Annotated in this window: 4 protein-coding genes; all 4 read left to right on the forward strand. The window is 71.1% G+C overall.

What is annotated here, in order from left to right:
• On the forward strand, positions 1 to 1,355 hold a 1,355-nt coding region (locus tag ACFPZL_RS10000; RefSeq protein WP_382335279.1), incomplete at its 5' end, for a Mur ligase family protein.
• The gene (locus tag ACFPZL_RS10005) at positions 1,352 to 2,785 is read left to right on the forward strand and encodes a UDP-N-acetylmuramoyl-tripeptide--D-alanyl-D-alanine ligase (RefSeq protein ID WP_218113745.1); all 1,434 of its coding nucleotides are present in this window, start codon (positions 1,352 to 1,354) and stop codon (positions 2,783 to 2,785) included. The genes ACFPZL_RS10000 and ACFPZL_RS10005, both read left to right, overlap by 4 nt.
• Entirely contained in the window at positions 2,782 to 3,867 is a 1,086-nt protein-coding gene (gene mraY / locus ACFPZL_RS10010; RefSeq protein ID WP_218113743.1) for a phospho-N-acetylmuramoyl-pentapeptide-transferase, read from the forward strand. Before ACFPZL_RS10005 ends, mraY begins: the two co-directional genes overlap by 4 nt.
• Positions 3,864 to 4,880: Mur ligase family protein (locus ACFPZL_RS10015; RefSeq protein ID WP_382335282.1), on the forward strand; the 1,017-nt coding region annotated here is incomplete at its 3' end. The genes mraY and ACFPZL_RS10015, both read left to right, overlap by 4 nt.

The following is a 4,880-nucleotide window of genomic DNA, read 5'->3' on the forward strand; positions in this document are numbered from 1 at the left end:
CCGCGGAGCGGGGTGCGGTCGCCCTGCTGAGCGATGCCGCCGGCGCAGCGCTCGCGCGCTCCGCGGGCATCGGGCTGCCGATCCTCGTCTCCGACGGGGATCCCCGCGACATCCTCGGCGAAGCGGCGGCGGAGATCTACGGGACGGCCGAGCTCGACGCGACCGTGTTCGGAGTGACGGGCACCAACGGGAAGACGAGCGTCGTCTACCTCGTCGCCGCCCTGCTCGAGGCCGCCGGCCTGCGAGCCGGGCTGAGCTCGACCGCGGAACGACGCGTCGGCGACACGGCGATGACCAGCGCGCTCACGAGTCCCGAGGCGCCCGAGCTGCACGGCCTGCTCGCGAGGATGGTCGAGGAACGGGCCGAGGGGATCTCGCTCGAGGTCTCGGCCCACGCTGTGGAGCGGCACCGGATCGACGGCGTGCGTTTCGACGTCGTCGCCTTCAACAACGTGTCGCACGACCATCTCGACGACTTCTCGGACATGGAGAGCTACTTCCAGGCGAAGCTCGCGCTGTTCGACCCCGCGCACGCCGCACGCGGGGTGGTCGTAGTCGACACGCCCTACGGGGTGCGCGTGGCCCGCGAATCGCGGATCCCGGTCACGACGCTCGCCACCGAGTACGGCGCGGAGGCCGACTGGCACCTGGCGGTGACGCGACAGGACATCGACGGCGTGAGCTTCGCGCTGCAGGGCCCCGGCGGTGCGCGCTTCCGCGGCCGCGTTCCCGTCTTCGGGCGATTCATGGCGGAGAACGCCGCGCTCGCGCTCATCATGCTGCACGAGGCGGGCATCCCGATCGAGCAGGTCGCTGCGGGCCTCGCCGCGGCGAACCCGGCCGAACCGGGACTGATCCCCATCTACATCCCCGGTCGGCTCGAGGCGATCAACCCGGGGTCCGCCGGGCCCCGCTTCTACGTGGACTACGGACACACGCCGGGGGCGTTCCAGGCGATGCTCGACGCGCTCGGAGAAGTGGCTCCGGGCCGCGTCATCTTCATGTTCGGCGCCGACGGCGACCGCGACACGACGAAGCGCGAGGAGATGGGACGGATCGCGGCGGCGGGAAGCGACATCCTGATCGTCTGCGACTACCATCCGCGCAGCGAGGACCCCGCGTCCATCCGGGCGCAGCTGATCGCGGGGGCGGAGTCCGCCGGCCGAGCCGAGGTGATCGAGCGCGGCGACCCGCGGGAGGCGGTGCGGCTCGCCGTTTCACTGGCCCGTCCCGAAGACGTTATCCTGTATGCCGGTCCCGGGCACGAGGACTACCAGGAAGTCGCCGGGCAGCACCTCCCGTACTCGGCGCGAGACGAAGTACGCGCGGCTCTGCGCGAGGCAGGACTGCTGTGATCGCATTGACTCTGGCGGAGATCGCCGCCGCGATCGACGGGCGGCTCGTCCCGGGCCGGGACGGTTCGACCGCCGAGACCGTCATCGCGGGCGAATCCCAGACCGACTCGCGGGAGATCGAGGCGGGCCAGGTCTTCTTCGCCCGACGCGGCGAGGAGACGGACGGGCACCTGTACGTTCCGCAGGCGATCGAGCGCGGGGCCGCGCTCCTCGTCGTGGAGCGCGAGGTCGACGACCGGATCGCGCAGATCGTCGTGGAGGACGCGACCGAGGCGCTCGGCGCGCTCGCGACCGAGTCGATCCGGCGCGCCCGCGCGGGCGGCAGCCTCCGCATCGTCGGCATCACCGGCTCGAACGGCAAGACCACGACCAAGAACCTCGTAGCCGCGATGCTGGAGCGGGCGGGCTTCGACACGGTCGCGTCGGCGAAGTCGTTCAACAACGAGGTGGGCGGGCCGCTCACGATGCTGCGGGTCACCGCGGACACCGAGGCGCTCGTCGCGGAGATGGGCGCGAGCGCCGAGGGCGAGATCGCCCGCCTGACGGCGATGGCGCCGCCGGAGATCGGCGTGGTGCTGTCGGTCGGCCTGGCGCACGCCGGCGAGTTCGGCGGTATCGAGACCACCTTCCGCACCAAGAGCGAGATGGTGCGGGATCTGCCGGACACCGCGACCGCCGTCCTGAATCGGGACGACCCCCGTGTGGTGAAGATGGCCGAGCTGACGCGCGCGACCGTCTGCTGGTTCGGCCAGCATCCGGATGCCGACGTCCGGGCCACCGACGTCGAAGCGGATGCCGGGGGCACCCGCTTCACGCTGACGGCGCGACTCGGCGAGCACCCGGTCTCGGAGGAGTCCCGCCAGGTGCGCTTCCCGGTGCTCGGCGAGCACCACGTCGCCAACGCCCTCGCCGCAGCGGCCATCGGCCTCGGCTTCGGGCTGTCGATCGACGACGTCGTGGAGTCCCTGGAATCGACCGTGCTCGCGGCGCCTGGGAGGATGCAGGTGCTCGGCGGACGCGACGGCATCACCGTGATCAACGACGCCTACAACGCCAGCCCGGATTCGATGAGCGCGGCGCTCAAGACGCTCGCCCTCGTGGCCAGGCCGGGAGCGCGCACCGTCGCCGTGCTGGGGGCGATGAGCGAGCTCGGCGAGTACTCGGGCGAGGAGCACGACCGCATCGGGCTGCAGGCCGTGCGGCTCCGCATCTCCGAGCTCGTCGTCGTCGGGGACGCCGCCCGCCGACTGCACATCAGCGCCATCAACGAGGGATCCTGGGACGGCGAGAGCGTCTTCTTCGCCGACGCGGACGCGGCCTACGACCACCTCCTCGAGACGCTGCGGCCCGGGGACACCGTGCTCGTCAAATCGTCGAACGCCGCAGGCCTGCAGGCCCTCGGCGATCGGCTGGGGGAGGCCTACGCATGATCGCGCTGCTGCTCGCGGGAGCCTTCTCCATGCTCTACTCGCTCCTGCTGACACCGCTCTTCATCCGCGGCTTCCGCCGCCTGCGCTGGGGCCAGTTCATCCGCGAGGACGGGCCCGAGTCGCATTTCGCCAAGCGCGGCACGCCCACGATGGGCGGCCTGATCTTCATCTCCGGCACGGTGATCGCCTACTTCCTGGCGAAGCTCGTGATGACGGAGACGCCGAGCGTCTCGGCGATGCTCGTGCTGCTGCTCGCGGTCGGCTGCGCGGCGATCGGCTTCACCGACGACTTCCTGAAGATCCGCAAGGAGCAGTCGCTCGGCCTCGGCGGCTGGTCGAAGATCGGCGGCACCGTGGTCATCTCGGTGGCGTTCGGCGTCCTCGCCCTCCAGTTCCCGAACGATGCCGGCCTGACTCCCGCCTCGACGGCGATCTCGCTGTTCCGCGATCTGCCGGTTGACCTCCTCGGCGCCGGCCTCGTCGTCGGCACGGGCCTGTTCCTGATCTGGGTCGTCGCGATCGTGACCTCCGCGACCAACGGCGTGAACCTCACGGACGGGCTCGACGGCCTCGCCGGAGGCGCCTCGATCCTCGTCTTCAGCGCCTACCTCATCATCGGCTTCTGGCAGTCGTCGCAGCGCTGCGTCGCCGGGGTCGTCGACCCGGGCTGCTACCTGGTGCGCGACCCGATGGACCTCGCCGTTGTCTCGGCGGCCTTCGTCGGCGGCCTCATCGGCTTCCTCTGGTGGAACACGAGCCCGGCGCACATCTACATGGGGGACACCGGATCCTTCGGCCTCGGCGGGGCCATCGCGGCACTCGCCGTCCTCAGCCGCACCGAGCTGCTGCTGGTCCTCATCGGGGGGCTCTTCATCATCGAGGTCGGCTCGGTCATCCTGCAGCGCGCCTACTTCAAGGCGACCAAGGGGCGGCGGATCTTCCTGATGAGCCCGATCCACCATCATTTCGAGCTCAAGGGCTGGGCGGAGACGACGGTCGTCGTGCGCTTCTGGATCATCGCCGGCGTGTTCGTCATGGCCGGCGTCGGCGCCTTCTACGCCGAGTGGGTGACGCAGCAGTGAGCGCGGGCTCCCGCGAACGGGTCCTGGCGCTCTCGAGCTGGCATCACGACTGGTCCGGGCTGCGCGTGGCGGTACTGGGCCTGGGCGTGACCGGCTTCTCGGTCGCCGACACCCTGGTCGAGCTGGGATCCAGGGTCCGCGTGATCCACGGCGCGCCGGACCCCGACCGGGAGCGGCTGCTCGACGTGATCGGCGCGGAGCGATCGTGCCATGACACCGACGATGCGCAGCTCGCGGTGCTCGAGGCCTTCGACCCGGAGCTCGTCGTGGTCTCGCCCGGGTACCGCCCCGACCATCCGCTCACCGCATGGGCGGAGGACCGGGGCACGGTCGTCTGGGGGGACATCGAGCTCGGCTGGCGCCTGCGGGACAAGACCCTGCGCATCGCCGACTGGATCTGCGTGACCGGCACGAACGGCAAGACCACCACCTCCCAGCTCACCGCCCACATGCTGCTCGCAGGCGGACTGCGCGCCGCACCGGTCGGCAACATCGGCGTGCCCATCCTCGACGCGCTCCGCGACCCCCAGGGATACGACGCCCTCGTGGTCGAGCTGTCGAGCTTCCAGCTGCATCGCCTCGGCGAGATCTCCCCGTACGCGAGCGTCTGCCTCAACTTGGCCGACGATCACCTCGACTGGCACGGCCGCGCCCGCACGGCGGACGGATCCGCTGTCGATGCGAGCGCCGCGTACGCCGCGGCCAAGGCCAAGGTCTACGCGAGCACCCAGGTGGCGTGCGTCTACAACCGGGCCGACGCCGCGACGGAGCGGATGGTCGAGGAGGCTGACGTGGTCGAGGGCGCCCGTGCCATCAGCTTCGGGCTCGACAGCCCGCCCCCGAGCGGCTTCGGCGTCGTCGACGGGATCCTGATCGATCGCGGCTACCACGCCGAGCGCCGCGCCTCGGCATTCGAACTGGTGACGATCACCGAGCTCGCGGAACGCGGTCTGGCCGCGCCGCATCTCGTGCAGAACGTGCTGGCCGCCGCCGCGCTGGCCCGCGCGCGCGGC

The organism is Leucobacter soli (assembly GCF_042659205.1).
Classification (GTDB): Bacteria; Actinomycetota; Actinomycetes; order Actinomycetales; family Microbacteriaceae; genus Leucobacter; species Leucobacter soli.